The organism is Roseobacter sinensis (genome assembly GCF_025755255.1).
Classification (GTDB): Bacteria; Pseudomonadota; Alphaproteobacteria; order Rhodobacterales; family Rhodobacteraceae; genus Roseobacter; species Roseobacter sinensis.
The window spans coordinates 1-17,615 of the sequence record NZ_JALIEB010000004.1 but is presented as its reverse complement, the minus strand read 5'-3'; the positions used below and the strand labels follow the sequence as shown (position 1 = coordinate 17,615).

At 60.5% G+C, this 17,615-nt stretch carries 17 protein-coding genes and 1 pseudogene; 7 read left to right on the top strand and 11 right to left on the bottom strand.

Features of this window, described 5'->3' with window-relative positions; genetic code table 11:
- Window position 1 precedes the first annotated feature (1 nt).
- Window positions 2-469 carry a cyanase gene (cynS, locus tag MUB52_RS07450; RefSeq protein ID WP_263843582.1) on the top strand — a complete coding sequence of 156 codons (468 nt, stop codon included), beginning with the start codon at window positions 2-4 and terminating at the stop codon, window positions 467-469.
- Between the two features lie 417 nt (window positions 470-886).
- On the opposite strand, the gene MUB52_RS07445 is transcribed toward cynS, so the two are convergent.
- The 7 genes from MUB52_RS07445 to MUB52_RS07415 form a co-directional block, all read right to left on the bottom strand.
- A complete protein-coding gene (locus tag MUB52_RS07445; protein ID WP_263843581.1) occupies window positions 887-1,780 on the bottom strand; it encodes a polysaccharide deacetylase family protein in 894 nt (297 codons plus the stop codon).
- Complete coding sequence (locus MUB52_RS07440) at window positions 1,777-2,202, bottom strand: nuclear transport factor 2-like protein (protein ID WP_263843580.1); 426 nt, start codon at window positions 2,200-2,202, stop codon at window positions 1,777-1,779. Before MUB52_RS07440 ends, MUB52_RS07445 begins: the two co-directional genes overlap by 4 nt.
- A 16-nt stretch (window positions 2,203-2,218) precedes the next feature.
- Complete coding sequence (locus MUB52_RS07435) at window positions 2,219-3,682, bottom strand: amidohydrolase family protein (RefSeq protein ID WP_263843579.1); 1,464 nt, start codon at window positions 3,680-3,682, stop codon at window positions 2,219-2,221.
- A 62-nt stretch (window positions 3,683-3,744) separates the two neighbouring features.
- On the bottom strand, window positions 3,745-4,770 hold the full coding sequence (locus MUB52_RS07430) for an ABC transporter substrate-binding protein (RefSeq protein WP_263843578.1): 1,026 nt from the start codon (window positions 4,768-4,770) through the stop codon (window positions 3,745-3,747).
- Between the two features lie 45 nt (window positions 4,771-4,815).
- Window positions 4,816-5,589, bottom strand: a complete 774-nt coding sequence (locus MUB52_RS07425) for an ABC transporter permease (RefSeq protein WP_263843577.1) — start codon at window positions 5,587-5,589, stop codon at window positions 4,816-4,818.
- An 8-nt stretch (window positions 5,590-5,597) separates the two neighbouring features.
- On the bottom strand, window positions 5,598-6,452 hold the full coding sequence (locus MUB52_RS07420; protein WP_263843576.1) for an ABC transporter ATP-binding protein: 855 nt from the start codon (window positions 6,450-6,452) through the stop codon (window positions 5,598-5,600).
- Window positions 6,453-6,611: 159 nt separating this feature from the next.
- Window positions 6,612-7,274, bottom strand: coding sequence for a TetR/AcrR family transcriptional regulator (locus MUB52_RS07415; protein ID WP_263843575.1), 663 nt, complete (start codon window positions 7,272-7,274; stop codon window positions 6,612-6,614).
- Between the two features lie 150 nt (window positions 7,275-7,424).
- Here MUB52_RS07415 and MUB52_RS07410 point away from each other — a divergent pair, with 150 nt between their 5' ends.
- Together MUB52_RS07410 and MUB52_RS07405 are read left to right on the top strand one after the other, a co-directional pair.
- Window positions 7,425-7,670, top strand: coding sequence for a hypothetical protein (locus MUB52_RS07410; RefSeq protein WP_263843574.1), 246 nt, complete (start codon window positions 7,425-7,427; stop codon window positions 7,668-7,670).
- Between the two features lie 19 nt (window positions 7,671-7,689).
- The gene (locus MUB52_RS07405; RefSeq protein WP_263843573.1) at window positions 7,690-9,099 is read left to right on the top strand and encodes an amidase; all 1,410 of its coding nucleotides are present in this window, start codon (window positions 7,690-7,692) and stop codon (window positions 9,097-9,099) included.
- Between the two features lie 481 nt (window positions 9,100-9,580).
- On the opposite strand, the gene MUB52_RS07400 is transcribed toward MUB52_RS07405, so the two are convergent.
- Entirely contained in the window at window positions 9,581-10,363 is a 783-nt protein-coding gene (locus MUB52_RS07400; RefSeq protein WP_263843572.1) for a VPLPA-CTERM sorting domain-containing protein, read from the bottom strand.
- Between the two features lie 367 nt (window positions 10,364-10,730).
- Window positions 10,731-12,503 (bottom strand): helix-turn-helix transcriptional regulator, encoded by a 1,773-nt coding sequence (locus MUB52_RS07395; RefSeq protein WP_263843571.1) that lies wholly within the window; start codon window positions 12,501-12,503, stop codon window positions 10,731-10,733.
- 364 nt (window positions 12,504-12,867) lie between these two features.
- On the opposite strand from MUB52_RS07395, the gene MUB52_RS07390 reads away from it, so the two are divergent.
- The 4 genes from MUB52_RS07390 to MUB52_RS07375 all read left to right on the top strand — a co-directional run bounded on the left by MUB52_RS07390 (window position 12,868) and on the right by MUB52_RS07375 (window position 16,717).
- A complete protein-coding gene (locus MUB52_RS07390; protein WP_263843570.1) occupies window positions 12,868-13,530 on the top strand; it encodes a hypothetical protein in 663 nt (220 codons plus the stop codon).
- Between the two features lie 383 nt (window positions 13,531-13,913).
- Window positions 13,914-14,342 (top strand): hypothetical protein, encoded by a 429-nt coding sequence (locus tag MUB52_RS07385; protein WP_263843569.1) that lies wholly within the window; start codon window positions 13,914-13,916, stop codon window positions 14,340-14,342.
- A 43-nt stretch (window positions 14,343-14,385) separates the two neighbouring features.
- Window positions 14,386-16,008: a BCCT family transporter gene (locus MUB52_RS07380; RefSeq protein ID WP_263843568.1), complete on the top strand. Its 1,623-nt coding sequence runs from the start codon at window positions 14,386-14,388 to the stop codon at window positions 16,006-16,008.
- Window positions 16,009-16,243: 235 nt separating this feature from the next.
- Window positions 16,244-16,717 (top strand): DUF4149 domain-containing protein, encoded by a 474-nt coding sequence (locus tag MUB52_RS07375; protein ID WP_263843567.1) that lies wholly within the window; start codon window positions 16,244-16,246, stop codon window positions 16,715-16,717.
- Between the two features lie 363 nt (window positions 16,718-17,080).
- Here the strand turns inward: MUB52_RS07375 and MUB52_RS07370 are convergent, their stop codons facing one another.
- Both MUB52_RS07370 and MUB52_RS07365 read right to left on the bottom strand, forming a co-directional pair.
- On the bottom strand, window positions 17,081-17,272 hold the full coding sequence (locus tag MUB52_RS07370; RefSeq protein WP_263843566.1) for a hypothetical protein: 192 nt from the start codon (window positions 17,270-17,272) through the stop codon (window positions 17,081-17,083).
- A 35-nt stretch (window positions 17,273-17,307) separates the two neighbouring features.
- Window positions 17,308-17,615: pseudogene (locus MUB52_RS07365) on the bottom strand (hypothetical protein); the annotation flags it as partial.

Below are 17,615 nucleotides of genomic sequence, written 5' to 3'. Positions count from 1 at the left end.
AATGAAGGACACGATCCCAATGACCGAGATGACCAAAGAGGATGTCACCGCGATGATCCTGTCTGCCAAGAAACAGGCAGGCCTGACGTGGGAAGAGATCGCGGAAAAGATCGACATGTCCCCGGTCTGGACCCACTCCGCGGCAATGGGGATGAACGCCTTCCCGCCGGAAAAGGCCGAGCTGATGGTGGCCACGATGGGGCTGCCACAAGAGGCTGCGAGCGTGCTCGCCGAATGCCCGACCAAGATCTGGGAGCAGACAGTGCCGACCGATCCCTGCATCTATCGCTTTTACGAAATCGTTGGCGTATATGGCCCAACACTGAAGGCGATCATCCAAGAGAAGTTTGGCGACGGCATTATGTCGGCCATCGACTTCGACATGTCCGTGACCCGCGTGGAGCATCCGAAAGGCGACCGCGTCAAGGTCGAGATGTCAGGGAAATTCCTGGGCTACAACAGCTGGTAATCAAGCGCGTTTCGCGCAAGGCACACCGGTTGCACCCGCGGGTGGCGCTGCGCCGCCTGCGCCGCCTGCGCTGGGTGAGCGATCCAGCGAATGCGAGCCGCAAAGCCGACCTCGCTGGGCCGCGCGACCAGCTTCGCTCAACGGAGCGCCAACAATGCGCGACCCGCTTTCCATGAGACCATCCAAGCTGGTGAACGCTCCGCCCTGCAGCACGTGCCCTATCCAATTCGGTGCAATTCAAAGGGCGTGACTCGGCAGAAAAAATCCACGAACACGCCGTGCGTGACACCGGGACGTTGCTGTACGGCGAGAGTCGCGGATGCTGATGATTGGAACCGACCCAATCAGAAGAAACCACCGGCGTGTTTCGTTCCGGGCTGGCATGGCCGCCGCCGAGACGTCCTTCGGGCCAGAGCTTCACGGCGGTCCGGGCACCGCTTCGGTTTCCACGCAATAATCAAAGATGGAGCCCGCGGTGGTGAGCCAAATGCTGTCGCGGTGCTGGCAAACGTGCTGCAGCGCGCGCCGCAAGTGGCGCAGGCGGTAGGGTTGACCTACGAGGTAGGGGTGAAGTGCGATCCCCATGACCAGGGGCTGAGCCTTCGATTGCTCAAACATCTCGTCGAAGGTGTCGATGATGATGTCGGCAAATACGTCTGCACCGTCTTTGCGCGCCACGATCGAGGGAATGTCGTTGGCTTCCTGCGGGTACGGGATCGACAAGAGCGGGCCGTGTTCCGTGCGCATCCAGACCGGCTGGTCGTCCATGCACCAATTGAGCGTGTAGCCGTACCCCGCTTTCTTCAGCAGATCCGGCGTCACTCTGCTCTCGGCGATCCAGGGGGACAACCAGCCCTTCGGGGCCTTGCCTTCGGCCTTGGTCAGAACCTCTGTGGCCTCCAATATCAGGGCGTCTTCCTGGTCGGGTGGCAGTTCGCTCTGGCGTTCGGAATTGGTTCGGCCGTGCCCCACGACTTCATCGCCGCGCGCACGGAAGGCCGCCATGAGATCTGGCGCATAGTCATACATGACCGAATTCGCCAGCACGCTCGCGGGCATGTCCAGCACGTCGAACATCTCGAGCATGCGCCACGCGCCGACCCGGTTGCCATAATCGCGCCAGGCGTAGTTCAGCACGTCCGGCTGCGGCCCGCCAGGCGCAAGTTCGGCACCCAGACCTTCACCGAATGCGAAGTGCTCCAGATTGAGGCCGAGGTAGACCGCCAGCCGCTTGCCGCCGGGCCAGTCAAAGTCGGGCCGTTTGGCGATAGCGCTGTAGTCATAGCGCCCGTGTGTCGGCAATTGAATCATAGAGGAGCCTCGGACAATCCCGCCTTGTGGAGCAGGATCTCAGCACTGTCATTCCAGACATGGGTGCTGACAATCTGCCCGTTGCGCACGACAAAACTGTCCATGTAGCGGTTTGTCTCGAAACCCGTCCCGTCGTGCCATTCTCCGTAAAGATAGCCGGTGTTGTAGACATGCACATCCCCCGTGGCCGGATCGTGGGCGGCATCGGTGCGCAGGAATTTCTTCTTGACCCATTTATAGCGTTTCGCGTTGAACGCCGCGGTCTGGTCCGGCCCCGTGAACTTGCGACCGCCCGTAAAGGTGATGTCGAAGTCCTCCGACACATAGGCCCGCGCGCCCTCTGGATCGGGCACCATGGAGCGTTCGAGATAGGCCTCGACGATCGCCTTGGCCGCGCTTGCGGGGTCTGCTTTCTGGTCCATGTCTGTCCTCTTTCTGTCAGGGGAGATGGGCGCCACACTGGCGCTGGCAAAAGCCTTTCACGACCTCGGCGGCAGCGGCGTTCATGCGGCGCGCCGCGGCGTTGGCATGGGTGATCCGTTCAGCCGCGCGGCGCGCCTCGGCGCACAGTTTGCGCTCATCCACGGTCAGCACGCGGTCATCGGCGAAGACCATTTGCCCACCGATCATGACCTCGCGCACCGCCGCGCCGGTTTCCGCCAGCACGATCTGGTTCAGCGTGTCGCGTTGCGGGGTATAATGACAATAACTCCGATCCAGGAACACGAGATCCGCCGCCCAGCCTTCGGCAATCTGCCCGACCTTGTCGAAGCCCATGAGTTGCGCGCTGCCCCGGGTGGCCATGTCGAACGCCTCGGAGGTGCGGACCCATTGGTCGCTGTCAAGCGCGGTGGCACGGCTCAGTGTGGCGGCAAGGCGCATCGCCTCGAACATGTTCTGCCCGTCCGAGGTGTTGCTTGCATCGGTGCCGATGCCCATGGTCACGCCTGCATCTGCGAGCCGGCGCAAGGGGGCCACGCCCGAGCCGAGCCGCAGGTTGCTCATCGGATTGTGCGAGACACCGCAGCGATGCGCGGCCAGCAGGGACATCTCGTCGTCCGATAGCCATACGCCATGCGCGCCGCTGAAGCGCTCGGACAAGACACCAAGCCGGTGCAGGTGCTCCGTCAGCGAGGTGCCGAACTTCTGCTGCGCCATGATCTGCTGCAGGCGGGTCTCTGCAAGATGGGTCTGCAGCGGGAGACCCAGCTTGCCGGAGAGCGCGGCACAGGCTTTCAGAAAATCATCCGAGCAATGCAAGGGGATCGTCGGGCCGAGGCCGGGGCGCACGCGATCTGCCGGAACCGGCCAGCTTTGCAGCGCCGCGTCGCAAACCGCCACAGTGCTGTCCCAATCCGGGAGTGTCAGCGCCGCAACCGCGTCTTTCAAAGGGCCATCAAAGCTGTCGAGCAAACCCGGCAATGCCTGATAAATCGTCTGATCCGCAATCATCGGAGCGACGACGGCGCGCAGCCCAACATCGTGATAGGCCTGTGCGACCGCATGCGCGCCCTCGACGGTCGGGCCGGGCAATTCGATGAAGAGATCGAAACAGGCGGTGCAGCCCTTGCGGATCAGTTCGACCGCCGAAAGCTGCGCACAAAGCGCCAGATCGTCGTGGCTGCGTCCCAAGTTCAGCCAGGCAGAGCCCGCCAGAAAGGTCTCGAGAACGGCATCGTCGGGCACGCCCCCGCGGGCCAGCGCCCCATGAGAATGCGTGTGCCCATTGACAAGGCCCGGAATGACGATGCGGTCCGACGCATCGACCGTCCGCGCATCCGCGACGGTTTCGACGCTCGGAAGGATAGCGGTGATCGTGTCACGGTCGATCAGCAGCGAAAGGTCATCAAAGCGGTCGTTCTCAAGCAGAACCTGCCCGCCGCGGATCAATGTTTTGGTCATTTGTCCGTGATCCTCAGACACCCAGCGGGCGTCCGGGTCACTACCCGGACGCCCCCATCCGATCAGTTGATCGTCACCTCGAAAGACCGTTCTTCGGCCGGCGGCAGGAACGAGCGGTCGAAGATTTCGGACGCTTCCGGCAGACGGTCGAGCTCATAGCCCTTGGCGACAATCTCGATCGAGCGGGTCAGACGTTCATCGACCAGATCACCCATGCCGATCTCGTTCACCTCCGGCGCGTTCATCAGGTTGGTCAGCGCAAACTCCAGGCGCGCGCGCTCAAGCTCAGGGTCAACGAGGTTATCGAAGGCCATGATCGCTTCGACCGAGCTGTCCTGGTTGGCGGCAACTTCCATCGTGGCCTTGTTCACCGCGCGGACCAGCCCTGCGACCGCTTCGGGATTTTCCGTCAGCAACGCGCGCGAGACCATCAGACCGTTGGAATAGAGGTCCATGCCGTAGTCTTCAAAGTTGAACCAGTTGAAATCCTTTGCGGGATCCTGGCGGTTGGCGATCAGGTTGAACCAGCTGGTCGAGGTGAAGACGAAAGCCCCGTCGATGTCGCCGCGGATCATCATCGGCTCTTGCAGGTTCGGCGCCATATTTTCCTGAGCGACCTTGCCAAGGTCGACACCGTTCAACTCGGCAAAAACGGGAAAGAGGCGTGTCGTGGGTGTGCCTTGCGCGCCGCCCAGCGTCTTGCCCTCGAAGTCGCTTGGCGCTTCGATGCCTGCGGTCTTAGGCGTCACGATGGCAAACGGCGGACGATTCCAGAGCTGATAGACCATCACCGGCGCTTCACCGGGACGGGCTGCAGCGTTCTGGATGATGGCGTTGATATCACCGAAACCGGCATCATAGGCACCACCCATGATGCGCGTCACGGTCGCCGCCGATCCCTCGCCCTGATCGATTGTGACGTTCAGACCTTCGTCTTCGAAGTAGCCCTTGTGCAACGCCAGAAGAAACGGCGCGTCAGAGCCTTGGGTCTTCCAGCCCAGCGTGAAGCGGATATCCGTCAGTTCCGCAACCGCGGGGACGGCTCCGACCAATAGTGTGAGGGCAGCACCGAACAGAGTGTGTTTCATGGGAACATCCTTTCAGGTTGGAGGAAGAGTGACGACGACGAGTGGTTATGTGACGGCAATGTCGTTGCCGCGCGTGGCCCAACCGGTCACCCGACGTTCGAGCAGGGAGAAGACCGCGTAAAGCGCCACGCCCATCAGCGCGAGGATGATCAGGCCGGCAAAGACCAGTGAGACCTGGAAGTTCGACGACGCCGTCATCATCACGTTGCCGATGCCCATGTTGGACGCGACTGTCTCCGACAGCACCGCGCCGACAAAAGACAGAGTGATCGCGACCTTCAGCGAGGCAAAGAAGTAGGGCATTGCGCGGGGGAGCCCGACGTTCCAGAGGATCTCGGTTTTTGACGCGCCGAGCGTTTTAAGGACGTCCTCCAGCTCGGGCTCCGTCGTGGCCAGTCCAGTGGCGATGTTCACCACGATCGGGAACACGCAGATCACCATGGCGGTCAGAACGGCGGGCGTCGTGCCAGAGCCGAACCACAGCACGAAGATCGGCACAACGGCCACTTTCGGGATTGACGAAAACCCGACCAGAAGCGGATAGGCCACCGCGTAGGCGATCTTGGAGGTGCCAACTAGCACGCCCAATGTGACACCAATCACCACCCCGAGCGAAAACCCGACCAGCGTTGAATAGAGGGTCTGGAGAATATGCGGCCAGAGCACGGGGAACCGGGTCCACATCGTCACGAGGATCTCGGACGGGCGCGGCAGCACCAGGTCCGACACATTGAGAAGGATGCACAAGACCTCCCACGCGAGGAAAAATCCGACGATCAGGGAGGTGGACAGGAAGCGGATGCGTTGCGTGTCGGTCATGGGTCGCCTTACGTGCTGCGGACCTGCGCGATGAGCTCGCGCAGGTTCTGCGTCATTTCGACGAATGCGGGGCTGTAGATCATGCCGATGTCACGCGGCTGCGGGATGTTGACCGGCTCGTCCGAGATGATCCGCCCGGGGCGCGCACTCATCACGCAAATCCGGTTTGCGAGATACCCTGCTTCGCGCAGATCATGCGTGACCAGCAGCACCGTGGGCTTCCGGTCGAGGTATAGATCCTGCATGATCTGCCAGAGTTCTTCGCGCGTGAACTGGTCCAGCGCGCCAAAGGGCTCGTCGAGAAGCAGCAAGTCGGGCTCATGCACCAGAGCCCGGCACAGGTTGGACCGTTGCAGCATCCCGCCCGAGAGTTGCCAGGGATAGTGTTGGGCAAAGTCCTTCAGCCCCACCTGCGCCAACAAGGCGTGCACGCGGTCGCGAAAGGCGCCGGTCTTGTCCTGACGGTAGGTCTCCTTGAACGGCGATACGATCTTGAGCGGCATCATGACGTTTTGCTCGATCGTCAGCCAGGGCAGCATTGTCGGGTTCTGGAACGCCATGCCGATGCGCAGCTCCTTGGCCCTGGCCTCCTTGCCGCCAACCAGCACAAGCCCTTCGCTGGGCTGCAAGAGATTGCTGACAAGCTTGAGAATGGTGGATTTGCCGCAGCCGGACGGTCCCACCAGCGCCAGAAAGTCACCGCGTTCCATTTTAAGATTGGTGGGCGTCAGGGCTGTGACGGCGTTTGCACCGGATCCGAAAACCACCGATGCGTTCTGAAGCTCAAGCGCGGGCCGGGAGTGCACGCTGGCAGTCTGCACCGGCTGCGCGTCGCGCGCGGGAATGTTGGACGACATGTTCATGCCAAGAGGCGTAGCAGCGCGACCCGGCGGCGAGTGTAATCGCTAAGTAAACGCTTGTTGAATTATTCGATGATTGTCCATTTTTGAGGCAGAATTCCGCTGCAATGGGCAAGACATCTGCATATGCGAAAGTATACAGACCGGGCCGATATGGTCTTTTCAAACGGACGATTCGCCGCCTCGAACCGCGGAAACGATCATGTCGACAACGTGCTGTCGCCGTTTGCGTCGCCAGGTCTCACAGGACAGATCCGTTCCGAAGGTCGCTGACAACGTGTGCCCTGCATTGATGTGATGCGCGCTGAGCGCAACGATACTGACATAGAGCTGCAGCGGGTCCACACCGGGGCGAAATACGCCAGTCGCGCTGCCGCGGGACAGGACGTCAGCGACCTTCTTCAGAAATGGAGCGGACATTTTCTGAATTTCCGGCATCTGCGCAACGAACCGTCCCCCCAGCAGGTTTTCACTGCGCGTGATCGCCAGAAAGACCGGGTTGTTCTCGAAGAAATCGAAGGTGGTTTCGACCAACCGGGTGATCGCCTGCTCCGGCGGCAGCGCTTCAAGACGCAGCTTCTCTTCCTGTGCCCGGATTTCGGAGTAGATGCGCTGAAGAGCCGCCATGTAGAGACGGTCCTTGTTGTCAAAGTAGTGGTAGATCAGCCGGGCGTTGCAGCCGGCACTCGACGCAATCTTTTGGACCTTCGCGCCATCATAACCGTTCTCCGCGAACTCCACCAACGCAGCTTCGAGGATCTTGCCCCTGGTGCGTTCCGGATCTCGCGTCCTTACGGGATTGTCGGCGGCGGCGGCTTTTTGCATGACAGACCGCTAGCAGCCGGCAAGTCGGTGTCAAGCCCGACGCCCGGACGCATTCTGTGCAAGTCTTCGCCTCTGCGCAGTCCCGGCTCCCGATGCAGTTGAAGCGCACATCAGGCGGTCACCCGGCGCGATCTCCCAAGGTTTTTGCGGATGTCGGCGGCACCCGGTCCCAACCTCGTGCCGATCCTCTCCGCACTGAACGACGCGGTGACCGACGGTGCTGGGCCGCCGGCGAGCATCGCCGGGCGCGCGGTGCTTGGCAATGCGGGGTTCGGACCGATCGGCCCGATCCGTGCGGTGATTGTCCTCTTGACGATAGGGTCGCTGCCTTTGACCCGTCCGTCCTATGGCGGCGCGGCAGCAAGCACGCTAAGGCTTTTGCTGTCTGTCTGCTGAGATCAACGAGGGGCGACAAATGCGGGATGTAACCCAACTGAGTGCTCTGGAGCTTTCCGCTAAAATCGAGCACGCCGAACTCACCTCGGTTCAGGTGACCAGCGCGTTCCTCGAACGGATCGAGGAATTCAATCCGAAAATCAATGCAATCGTGGGTCTGCGTGCACGCTCAGATATTCTCGCCGACGCGCGTCGTGCCGATGAGAGCGCGCGGCGCGGGTGGCTGCACGGCATACCACTTGCGATCAAGGATCTGGCCGAAACGAAGGGTATGCGCACGACGTTCGGCTCACCGCTTTTCGCCGAGCATACGCCAACGCACGACTCCTTGATGGTACAGCGCATAAAGGACGCCGGCGCTGTCCTCATCGGAAAGACGAATACGCCCGAATTTGGTTTGGGCTCGCACACATTTAACCCGGTCTACGGGGCGACACGCAATCCTTATGCCCTGGATCTCAGCGCGGGTGGATCGTCCGGCGGGGCCGCGGCAGCACTTGCGGCCCGGTTGGTGCCTGTCGCCGATGGCTCTGACATGATGGGCAGTCTACGAAACCCGGCGGCCTTCTGTAACGTCTATGGGTTCAGGCCAAGTTGGGGTCTGGTTCCCGCCGACCCGACGGGCGAGATGTTCTTGCAACAGCTTGCGACCTCTGGCCCGATGGGACGCTCACCGGCAGATATCGCCGCGCTCTTGCAGACCATGGCGGGCCCAGATCCCCGCATACCCTACGATACCGGTGTCCCGCCAGACTTTCGTGACCTGAGAGGTTCGGTCTCAGGAAAGCGAATTGGGTGGCTTGCCGATTGGCAGGGCGCATACCCTTGTGAAGACGGAATACTGAGCCTGTGCGAAACCGGCCTTTCTGCTTTTGACCAGCTTGGATGCAGTGTCGAGCCCGTCATGTCCCCATTTGATGCAATGGATTTGTGGTGGTCGTGGCGCACTCTTCGCGCGTGGGCCAATGCTTCTAAAATGAAAGAGACCTATGACGATCCGGATCAACGCGCGCTCCTGAAACCCGAGATGATTTGGGAGATAGAGCAAGGGCTGTCGCTGAGCGCGCGCGATGTTCACGATGCAAGCACCGTAAGATCAGCGTGGTTCCGCAAATTCATCGAGCTTTCGTCCAGATATGACGCCTTCGCTCTTCCATCTGCACAGGTTTGGCCGTTTCCGGTCGAGTGGACCTATCCCAAGAGGATAAATGGAACAGAAATGGATACCTACCATCGCTGGATGGAAATCGTTATCCCCGTGAGCCTGATCGGTTTGCCATGCCTGGCCATTCCGGCGGGGTTCAGCGCGCAAGGTCTTCCAATGGGGTTGCAGCTCTTTGGACCCAGAGGGTCGGACCGTCAAATCCTGACGCTTGGGCACGCCTATCATACGTTTCATGATTGGACCGAACAGGCGCCGGATCTTTGACGCGGTGTTCAAGAGGCGTCGTCCCGTCTGTTTGAGAACCGGCACAAAGCCAAGCGACCGCAATGCGCAGCATTGCTCAATTTGCCTCCAGCTGCCATTGGACGCAGCGCAACATCTTCTTGTTTAGTGAGTTTTGCGGTCTTCGCTCATTCGTCTGGAAAAGACATTCGTTGCGTTTGCGGGATCCTACCCCCGGTTCCGGCGTAGCGCGTTCGAGCGCACCCACAGCAATCGATGGTCGCTGCAGGTGCCGGAAACGGGGGTACGACATCTGTGTTTTGTGCCGAAACACCTGGTGGACTCGGCCCCGCGAGACCGATAGGCAAAGAGCCTGGCGTGTCCCGTCGGTGTCGGCGTCAGACCTTCGCTGATTACAGCGCCTCTGCAGCCCGGAGATCCCTGAACCACCTTTTCAGTGGACCGCCGCGATACTCACGAACACGCACCCGTCAGATTGAAAGGCGATCTGCAATCATCTGCTTCAGTCAGACCTGCGCGTCCGCGATCGCATCCGCCCAAACCCGCTGAGACCGGCGATTGCAGCGACGAGCATCCAGCCAGCTGCAGGCAACGGAATTGGCGTGACAGGTGGCGCAGGCTCGCCTGGCCCGCCGCCGACATCGGAAACATCGATGGGGTCGAATTCATCAAGCCCCAAAGCGACGAGAAAGCCGGTGGCGACAGTCGGATCTTCGCCCGGGATCGGCACGAAGATCGAGGACTCGATCACCTGAGTCGCCGAAATGGACGTGAGCTGACTGAAGTCTTCGCTGAAGTTGAGGAAGAAGTTCATGGTCGTTATGTTGCTCGTCCCGTCGGGCCCATCGGTGACATAGCGGAACCCGTTGAAGTCCACATACTGGCTGGTACGGAACGGCTGTGGATCGATGATCTCGCCATCCGGCCGTCGGATGGGATCGAGCGGTGAATTCCAGTTGAAAACGGCGCCCCGCGCCTCGCCAGACCTTTCGACGTCGCGCGTTTGCGGATTGCCGACGGTTACCGAGATGTTGTCGCCAATGACCGGGGGGGAACCCTGGCCGACCGGAGGCGGCGCCGAGAAGTTTGGATCGAACGGCGTGCCTGCGACCGGCATCTCGAACGTGTAACCTGCCGAGGACCGAACCGGATCGATGAAACCCTCGCCGGGGATCCACTCGAAGTCTCCGGTCAGCCGCACTGTCCCATCATCGACAGAAACGGTTGCGGCCTGTGCCGATAGCGCGACCGCCGAAAGAACGCCGGCGCAAAAAAGGATCTTCATGTCGAAATCTCCTGTAAGAACTGTCTACCAACTCCGGACCCTGCGGATCCCGTCCCGTACGGGACGCCGCGAGGCACCGGACAGGACAAACGCTACGACCTCGCCCGCGGCAGGCGCGTCACCCGAACGGGTGAGCAGCCGCGTTCCTCTTGAGCTCGGCGATGCGGATTGGCAGCAAGCTGCCGGCGGGTGCGCGCAACCGGCGGCAATTTGCCAAAGGGCCTGACGGGGAGACGCCGCGACAACGGTCGCCTGCCCAAAACCCTGGCCCGCAATCGGTACGCGTCGATCCCCGGACGACCGGATGGACCGATGCGGACCTGAGCAGGCGGGAGCGTGTGGGACGTCAGGGGGCATCCGGCCGAGGTCACGCGCCCTCCCCTTTCCCGGCTGTGGCATCCATCATGGTCTTGAGCCGATCGAGAACCAACTCCCAGTGTTGAAAGAAGAGCAGGTACCCGGCACCCTTGATCCGTTCGAAGTGGACATGAGGCCATTCCACTTCCCATTCATTCACGGTTTCCGGAGGCGCATGTTTGTCCTCGTCGCCCGTCAGGAAATGCGTCGGCACCGAGCGGCAGGCCTTCACGACGTTGCTCCAGTCGAGCGTTTTGGCAACCACCTCGCGGGCAAACGCATCGTGCGCGCTGTGCGCTTTTGAAAGGGCGATCTCGGATCCTGACAAGATCGCCTCCAGCGTCTCCGGCTCTTCGATTGTTGCAAGATCGGCGGGGCTGTCCCCATAGACTGCATGCAGAAAGCTCCGACGCCCCACACGTCGCGCCAGGCTAAAGCCGGCTTTGACCATGAAGGGAAAGACCGTCGGCGCGTAGCGCGCATTGGCCGTGATGAACCGATGCCACTTGCCCATGCGTTCATATTGTTTCGCCTTGGTCATCGGCAGCGTCCCGGCGCTCATCAGAATTCCGGTGATGCGGTCGGGCCGATGCGCTGCGATATGGTGCGCATACCAACTGTCGTTGCCGAGCGAGATGATCGGACAGCGGTAAACATCGAGGTGATCGAGCAGCGCATGCACATCTGCCGCCAAGGCCGGGCCATAGGCGACGGCTGCGACCTCACGCGGCAGGGCTGTCGATGCGCCGAACCCCGCCCTGATCGGGACGATGACCCGCAATCTGCGCCGTGCGGCTTCGGCTTCGGCTTTGGCGGGCCAGCGCACCAGGCCGTAGTCGAGCGGCAGGAAGAGAACAGGTTGCCCGTGGGGGTCGCCAAGAATGAGGTAGTCAAAGCGACGTCCTTCGGGTCGCTTCAGGGTATGGAACGGACGCGGCTCGAGCCGCGCGCTGCCGCTACTGCTCTGGGGAGCCGTTCGGCTGACGGCTTCTGTGACGGCGACGATATTCATCAACGACAGGCAGACCCGGATCAACTCGGCCTGCCCTTGGGTCTGGGTCTTCTGAAAGATGGCCTTGAGTTGGGTCCGGATCGTTTCGATCGATCTGCCGCGCTGCTCTGCAATCTCCTTTATGGTCGATGCTTCGACGAGGCCGCGGATCACGATGATCTCCGACGGCGTCAGGCCAAACGCCTCGGCGAGGATGCTGTCGAGCGTCACGGGCCATTCGAATTCGGACGTTACGATCAAGGCGAAGGGATCGGCCCCGGGCAGAACGCGGATCTGAAGAAGCGCCGCGCGATTGGAGTTCGTCGAGCGAACTCGAATCTGAAGCATCTGCGGTCCACGTCCGGCAAAGGCCCTCCTCAGACTATGCTCCAGATGTTCGCTGGCCTCGGCGTCGAACGGCAGGTCTGATAGCGCCATACCCAACTGCACGCCCTGCCAGACTTCCGCTGCCGGGTTTGCGGCGCTCACGCGAAGCGACGGATCGACAATGAAGGCCGCCGCGGTCCGGAACTCAACCAGTAGGGTTTCGCGGGCGTCGCTCGATGGCTCCGTCCGATCGAGAAAGACGTTGGCTCTTCTGCTATGCGCTTCGATCTCCTGATCCGAGAATATTCGCCCCTGATCAATCGAACCGGGTCGCACGTCACTGACCCGTTTCTCCCACAGATCGAGCAATTCCTCGTAGCGGGCCGGGTCGAGTGCGACATCGTAAAGGCGGCTGATAATTTCGGAACGGGCGCCGACGGGCGGCGCCGATCTTTTCTTCGTCATACAATACTCCAATTACTCGCGAAAGCGCGCGAAAATTCGCGCGCATGAAATCAAAATCGTCTTGAAGATGTGGAAGCATACCGCTTTTCCCGGCGGCTCGAAGATCATCCGGGGCTGTAAAATAATTTTTCACGATAGATTGGCAGATTGCTGCTTTTCGCGCCGCATCATCGGCGGGTTACCGCTGAAAAACCGAGCCTGCCAAATTCTCTTTCGTTCCATTCACCCATTCGGGTGACGCGCCGCTCCACGGCGAGGCCGTACTCTTTCGAAACGCGCAGTGATTGCCTTGTCTTCGGAGAGGGTCACGCCCTCGTGAGCGCTGCGGCTATCTACCAAGTGTTTGTAAAGTATAGAGGTTTTCATGAAGTATGTTCTGAGCTCAGTCGCTCTCTCCGTGTTCGTAACGACGGCGTCCGCCGCATCGCTGACAGTCGAAAACGATACGATCAATGTGAGTGGAGAGTTTACCTGGACCGCTGGCGAGGGGGACGTTGATCCGGTACGTGGCTCGACCACGTACACCTTCGAATTGCCACTGACAGGCACTCCGTTCGACGCCGAATTCACCCCGCCGGCCGGTGCACCGCAGCAGGTCCCTCACACGATTGGTCACGGATTGCCCGTTTCGATCGGCGATCCCCAGACCTGCGACACCCAACGCGAGGGCGAGGTGACGGCCTACCTGTTCAATTGGCAAGGTCCGCGTGTTCCAGTTCTGCGCCCCGACGACACGGCCATCGAGCCACAGCCCGTGCTGACGGATCAGTACATCGGTTTGGGGGGCCTTCTTTACGTCTCGGATGGGGCCGATGGGGCCAACAACGTCGGCTACATGAATTTCTTCCTCAACTTCAACGAGGACTACAGCCAACTGCTTTCAATCTCCGCCACCCAGGTCGTCGAGTCGTCGACCTTCGCTCCACACCCGGATGGCGAAACCGTGAGTGAACTTGGCATCCTCGTTGCGCTGGCGGTGGACGAATTCGATCCCATCAGTACTGCGGATGTCCGCCACCGGAAATGAACTGCCGCCAAAGTGGAGGACGGACCAGAGGTGCCTTTGCGACCCGACCCCCCGATCGCAGCACCTGCCGTTCATTCACGCGACACCCCCGCTCCGTCATCGCCGCGGATGACGGCCTGTTCAAAGGAAGCATCATGGCTCGTGCACTCTACCATCTCGCTCGCATTCGGGCGTCTCTCAGTCCAAACAAGAAACGTCTCAAGCAGACCCTGACCGCCCAGCGTCCAAGGCCGTCTGGTCCCGCGCAGTCGCTGGACGTGCTTCCGGACAAGCTGGTCTTTGATCGCTCTGATTGGGTATCCGCCTGGGTTGATCCATCCAACTGCACAATAAGCCCCTGCGGGACGGTGACGGCGTGTCGTGCGATTTCAACCGAAGGGCGCTTGCTCTGGCTGGTGCGCAAATCCGGGCTCAGACGCGCCTACCACTCGCGCGAAAAGGAAGCCGAGGCTGCAATCGCAGATGCCCAGACGGCCTGGCAAAGACGTCATGATCAGAAGATCTTCAAACCGCAGGTGCACACCATCGTTTCCGATCTGCGATGGCTGCGCGTTCGGCATCCGGTCTTGATCGATGATGCCTATCGCTCTCCGCTGTGCGACGAAGGCATCGACGGCTTCCTGCGCACGCTCCGTATTTCAGGGTTCCGATCCTATCCCGGGTGGCTGGTGGGCTGGTTGTTCACGATCGACAGACAAGTCGGTTTCGTCTTGTGGGAAGCACATCTGCGCGTCTCCGCTGCGGCAGCCGACAAGAAGCCAAAAGATCGGAAAGATCGAATTTTTTCGAAAGAGAAGCCCGGCTCGATCTGACGCCGCAGTTCTCAATTTCCTCACCGAAGTCGGAGTATTCACAGTGCTGCGCCGTGCTGCATGTCGCACCATATCCACCGCGTCCTCCGGCCTGTACAGAGGGTTCAGTGTTCCGGTCGCACTCGGGGCCTTCACATCGGTGATGGCCTTGATCCTTTGGATCGTCATCCGCCCCGATCACGCCGTATCTGCCCTGAGCGGCGGGAAGGACTTCACGCTCGGTTTCTTTCGCGCCTGGTTCATCTATGCGGTTGGCGGTTTTGTGGTCTTCTGCCTTTGCGTCGGTGCCCTGCCCATCTCGGGCCGGATCATACTCGGCTCGGATGATGAGAGACCGGAGCATTCAACCGCCGCTTGGCTTGCCATGATCTTTTGTGCGGGCATCGGGGCCGGCGCCTTGATTTATTCCGTGAGCGAACCGCTCTCGCATCTGACGGTAAACCCAAGCGTGATCGACGGCTCCATGGAAGCAAACACCGTCGCAAATGCCTCCAGGGCTCTGTCTTACACCTACTTGCATTGGGGTCTGTCAGCCTGGGCCTGTTACACCGTTCTGGGGCTTGCGATGGCCTTTTTCAGCTACCGCCACGGGATGCCGCTGACCATCCGCAGCGCGCTCGGTCCCGCACTCGGAAAATTCTATGACGGACCAATCGGCGACGTCATCGATGTCTTTTCAATCTTTGCCATCATCGTCGGGATCGCAACCACGCTGGGTTACGGCATGGGTCAGTTGGTCTACGGTGTGCACAGCATCACGCAATTGCCGTTTTTCATCTGCGAGGGGGAAAGGCCGGACCTGATCTGGCAGCTTGTGGGGCTTGCCTTGGTCGGCGTTACCGCGACGGTTTCTGCAATGCGCGGAGGTATCAAATGGCTTTCGGTTCTCGGCGCATGGCTCTTCCTGGCCGTCTTGGTCTGCTTCTCGCTCGCCGGCCAGAGCGGCGACAGCCTCGTCAGGCTCGGTGGATCGCTCTGGTCCTACATCGGTGGTCTGCCCATCAACGCAACCCGGGTCTCCGCGCCCGACGGCAGCGAATTGGGCCAGATCCTGGCCACATGGCAGACCGACTGGACGATCTTCTACTGGGCCTGGTGGATCGCTTTCGCTCCATTCGTCGCCCTCTTTCTCGCACGGATATCCCGCGGGCGCAGCCTGCGCTCATTCGTTTTTGGGTGTATGCTCGCTCCGGTCGGGGTCTGCGTGATCTGGTTCGCCTTCGTCGGAGGTGCTGCGCTTGATGTCCAACTCGATCCCGAGGCGACAGTGGACCTTCAAGGGGTCGTCGCCTCCGCGCAAATCTACGAGACAATCCGGGCTATCGCGCGCCCGGGCTTCGCGACCTATTGGAGCGCGATGTTTGTGGCGCTTCTGACACTGCTGATGATAACGACCTTGAATGCCGGGATACTCGCCATCAATTCAATCGCCGCTGCCGGGGCCGAAACACGCTCTGTCCCGGTTCACGTCCTGACCTGGGGCTTTGCCGTGACCACCATGATCGGCAGCCTCATCTTTGCGGGAGGCACCGATGCAGTCCGGAACGCAATGATCGTGGGAGCGCTGCCGTTCTCCTTCGTCATAGCCCTTTCCGGCATTTGCGTTGCACTGTCGCTGATGATGGAACTCCGTCGGCGGTGGCACGCGGATCGTCAGGGGGGGTGAATTGATTTGTGCAGCTCCGGCCATCGCGGTTTGACCTCGATCTTGGTTTGTGAAGACGACCGCAAACGTCGGAGCTCTGCTTTCGCGGCAATTTTCTGCTTTACTCCCCTGCCTGAGGCGAAGCCGGCCGGAGATCGAACCACCTTGATCGCTGCCGAGGCGTTACGCCGCATCGCACCGCCAATCCGGCAATCTTGACCGCACGTTCAACTGAACCAATGAGGAGTGATGGGAAATGACCAGAGTATGGATTGGGATTAGCGCGACGCTTCTAGCCGCCGTTTGGCTGGGTATGCTGATAGGTATCTCGTTCCTGGCAACGCCGGTGAAGTTTCAGGCCCCGACGCTCGAGCTTGCAAACGCGCTGGACGTCGGCCGTGTGACCTTTGGTCTGTTCAGCCGAGTCGAATGGACCATTGCGGCGATACTTCTGGCCCTCGTCGCATATCTGCGCTTTTCCGCGTGGTCCGCGGCACTGCTCGCCGTGATCATATGTGCGCTTGTCCTGCAGGGTACGTGGCTTCTACCTGTGCTGACCGAACGGGCGGAGAGGATCATTGCAGGAGAGGTGTTCAACTCTTCAAATCATCATCTGATTTACATCGGTTGTGAGGCGGTCAAGGCGCTTGCCCTCGCTACCTTCGCTGCCATCGGCGCGAGTAGATGGCTTCGGGCCGAAAGAGGTGGGCAGAGTGCTTCGCAAGCTTAGGAGATGAATAGAAAAGCGAGTTTCTATGGTTTCGCTGCCCTTGACGTTGCCACTATCTCCAACCAACGCAACCTCACGGCATCTCGGCCCTCCGCGGTCTTTGCCAACCGCATTTGAGCGAAGGTAGTTTGAAACCTGGTTCTCAATTCGCGCTGTGTTGAGGGCTGCCGCTCTCCCACGTCTACCGAACCGGGTAGAGAGTCGCATACCTTGGCCAAGCTGACTGGAGGCGGGCTGGCGTCGTCAAGTAGACTGTTAAGCAGTTATGCGGACGTGGTCTAAACTAGATCCAGGACTAGACGGCGTTGTGTCCTAGCCACAGAACAGTTTCCTTAAAGTCCGCCTTTTAGCGCAGACCAATCATTACTTCCGCGTCAGCTCCGGGAACCGCGCGCGGTCGATCCACTGCTTCCCATCCTTCTCGATGGCCCATCGACTATCGAAGGTTTTGGAGGCCGCCGGCACTTCGTGCGGGGGGTTGGTTTCCTTGAGCTTGAGGCGCTCGCCACGATGTTCGACCGTCTTAAAGCGCTTGTCGCTGTCTGCATTGGTCATAGCCGTGATGGGGTCTTCTGTACGATCTTGCCATATCAAAGCTCCACGCGGCGCTCTACGTCCGTCCAGTGACGGTTTTCCGGCAGCGTCTTTGCGCGCTGCGCAATGTCCCGGATTGTGACCGGGACATAGCCCCAGACATCGACCCCAACATTGACCGCTTTCTTGCTTCCTAGCCATTGATCGTGGACATGGCCGAAGAGGTGGAGCGCATTTTCCTCGCTCTGTGCCAGGTGATCATCGGGTAGTGATTGACCGTTGTTCATAAGCCAAGCCTGCTCTCGGACAATGGCGCCAGTTACATCTCTGGTGAACTGGCCGATTGGCTCGAAGACCAGCAGAT

What these genes read in the sequence shown, in the direction of transcription:
- MUB52_RS07420 (WP_263843576.1), bottom strand. Translation starts at nt 6,452, where the DNA reads ATGAACATGTCGTCCAACATTCCCGCGCGCGACGCGCAGCCGGTGCAG.
- MUB52_RS07390 (WP_263843570.1), top strand. Translation starts at nt 12,868, where the DNA reads ATGAAGTATGTTCTGAGCTCAGTCGCTCTCTCCGTGTTCGTAACGACG.
- MUB52_RS07430 (WP_263843578.1), bottom strand. Translation starts at nt 4,770, where the DNA reads ATGAAACACACTCTGTTCGGTGCTGCCCTCACACTATTGGTCGGAGCC.
- MUB52_RS07370 (WP_263843566.1), bottom strand. Translation starts at nt 17,272, where the DNA reads ATGACCAATGCAGACAGCGACAAGCGCTTTAAGACGGTCGAACATCGT.
- MUB52_RS07440 (WP_263843580.1), bottom strand. Translation starts at nt 2,202, where the DNA reads ATGGACCAGAAAGCAGACCCCGCAAGCGCGGCCAAGGCGATCGTCGAG.
- MUB52_RS07425 (WP_263843577.1), bottom strand. Translation starts at nt 5,589, where the DNA reads ATGACCGACACGCAACGCATCCGCTTCCTGTCCACCTCCCTGATCGTC.
- MUB52_RS07445 (WP_263843581.1), bottom strand. Translation starts at nt 1,780, where the DNA reads ATGATTCAATTGCCGACACACGGGCGCTATGACTACAGCGCTATCGCC.
- MUB52_RS07415 (WP_263843575.1), bottom strand. Translation starts at nt 7,274, where the DNA reads ATGCAAAAAGCCGCCGCCGCCGACAATCCCGTAAGGACGCGAGATCCG.
- MUB52_RS07400 (WP_263843572.1), bottom strand. Translation starts at nt 10,363, where the DNA reads ATGAAGATCCTTTTTTGCGCCGGCGTTCTTTCGGCGGTCGCGCTATCG.
- MUB52_RS07435 (WP_263843579.1), bottom strand. Translation starts at nt 3,682, where the DNA reads ATGACCAAAACATTGATCCGCGGCGGGCAGGTTCTGCTTGAGAACGAC.
- MUB52_RS07410 (WP_263843574.1), top strand. Translation starts at nt 7,425, where the DNA reads ATGTCGGCGGCACCCGGTCCCAACCTCGTGCCGATCCTCTCCGCACTG.
- MUB52_RS07375 (WP_263843567.1), top strand. Translation starts at nt 16,244, where the DNA reads ATGACCAGAGTATGGATTGGGATTAGCGCGACGCTTCTAGCCGCCGTT.
- MUB52_RS07395 (WP_263843571.1), bottom strand. Translation starts at nt 12,503, where the DNA reads ATGACGAAGAAAAGATCGGCGCCGCCCGTCGGCGCCCGTTCCGAAATT.
- MUB52_RS07405 (WP_263843573.1), top strand. Translation starts at nt 7,690, where the DNA reads ATGCGGGATGTAACCCAACTGAGTGCTCTGGAGCTTTCCGCTAAAATC.
- cynS (WP_263843582.1), top strand. Translation starts at nt 2, where the DNA reads ATGAAGGACACGATCCCAATGACCGAGATGACCAAAGAGGATGTCACC.